This window comes from Pseudomonas sp. P5_A2_2, assembly GCF_054177685.1.
In genome coordinates, this window is sequence record NZ_JBGCUL010000946.1 from 1 (window position 1) to 1682 (window position 1682).

Annotated in this window: 3 protein-coding genes; 2 read left to right on the forward strand and 1 reads right to left on the reverse strand. The window is 57.3% G+C overall.

What is annotated here, in order from left to right:
• On the forward strand, positions 1-263 hold a 263-nt coding region (locus tag ACXRVY_RS27610), incomplete at its 5' end, for a response regulator transcription factor (RefSeq protein ID WP_458238793.1).
• Between the two features lie 44 nt (positions 264-307).
• The gene (locus ACXRVY_RS27615) at positions 308-673 is read left to right on the forward strand and encodes a response regulator transcription factor (protein WP_223459007.1); all 366 of its coding nucleotides are present in this window, start codon (positions 308-310) and stop codon (positions 671-673) included.
• Positions 674-967: 294 nt separating this feature from the next.
• Here the strand turns inward: ACXRVY_RS27615 and ACXRVY_RS27620 are convergent, their stop codons facing one another.
• Positions 968-1318 (reverse strand): BON domain-containing protein, encoded by a 351-nt coding sequence (locus ACXRVY_RS27620; protein ID WP_223458958.1) that lies wholly within the window; start codon positions 1316-1318, stop codon positions 968-970.
• Positions 1319-1682: the final 364 nt, after the last annotated feature.

Below are 1682 nucleotides of genomic sequence, written 5' to 3' on the forward strand. Positions count from 1 at the left end.
CGTTCGAGCAATGGCAACGCACTCAGAGTGCCCGTCAAAGGGCTGCCCTGTTGACCCCCCGTGAACACGAAGTGCTGCCGCTGATCGTCGCGGGTCTGTCCAACAAGCACATCGCCAACCGGTTGGGCACCAGTGAAGTCACCGCCAAGGTCCACCGCAAACACATCATGCAGAAGATGCAGACGCGCTCGCTGGTCAGTCTGGTCAGCCTGTATGGCTTGCTCAGCGCCGAGCCGGCGTTTGGCCCGCAGGGTTCTTCATGACGATCGACACTGGCTGCACCGCCCCCGGATCATCCGGCGGCGTCATGATCATCGTCTGCATCGTGGACGACGATGCGTCCGTGCGCAAAAGCCTGGCCAACCTGCTTCGGTCGGCCGGATACCGCGCCCGGGTATTCGCCTCGGGCGAGGAATTCCTGGCCCTCGAAAACTTCAATGACATCGCCTGCCTGTTGCTGGATTTGAAAATGAACGGCCTGTCAGGGATAGACGTCATGCACGCACTGACGCTCAAGGACAGAAAATTCCCGGTGATTTGCATGTCGGCACATTGGGATGAAGCGACACTGGCCGAATCCGGTCGCTATAAACCCATCGAATGCCTGCGCAAGCCCTTCAGCGGCGATGCTTTGCTGAGCGCTATCGAGTTTGCACTTCAAAGTGAGTGTTGAAGGTTTTCCTGATAGCCGATGTGGCGTCTGACCAAGGCAGACGGAGTGATCATGTCCCAGGCTGGCAAGTTTGGCGGCGGGAGCTTTTCTCGACAGACTGCTATCGGCTGATTCTGTTGAAAAAGTCGCTCTGCCCAAACGGCCTGATCGTTGACTGACTTCCTCAGGGCGTCAAGCAGCCAGTCGGAAATGTCCACGAAACCATGTGCGATTCACTCTGGGGCACACAGGCATTCAGCTTCCCTCCGCCCTCGGTTCCCGACTGGGAGCGCGACGCCTACAAAGTTGCCATTATCATTTGTCGTCCATCTTTGTTGACGATTGTGGCCGGCGCTCAGTGCTCTCTTCGGCGTTGGGCGCTTCTGGAAAACTCCCTGGCGTGAACACATGGGTCTGCAAGTCGCTGGCATCGACTTCGGCGACACCATGAACCGAACGGGCCAGACCAATGGCCTGTTCACACTGTCTATGAGTGTTGACGCGGCCGCTTAACTCCACTTTGCCCGCATGGGTTTTGACATTGATATGCAGGCTAAGGGTCGGATCGGAAAATGCCAGGGCCGACTTCACCTTGGCGGTAATCCATGCATCGTGAACGGCCATTTCCAGACCATGAGTGTAATGCTGGAAGGAGTGAATTTTCATGGCTGAACCCTCTCTCGCGTAATCAGACGTACTGTCCCATCTCATTTGCTGTGCCGCCCTCTGCCTGTCGGGTGAGCGCTATGGATACCTGATTCGTTTTGGAGCGCTCGCCACGCAAACATTGGCAGAAATTAATTATAGTACGGCCGTTGCCTGCGGTCAGAGCGCTGTCCCCGTGAACGTCCGCCTTGGTCGCTCCGTGCCAGGCGCAACACCTACAGAGCACTCCAAACAGTCCTTATCGCGATCAGCCCTGAGCACCCCATAGCTGCCGATCTCGACCGACAGAATCGGTCGATAGCTACCGGTGAGCGTGGAAGTTCGGTTGAGCCATTCCCCGCCCGGCGTATTACCTGTTCCGGGT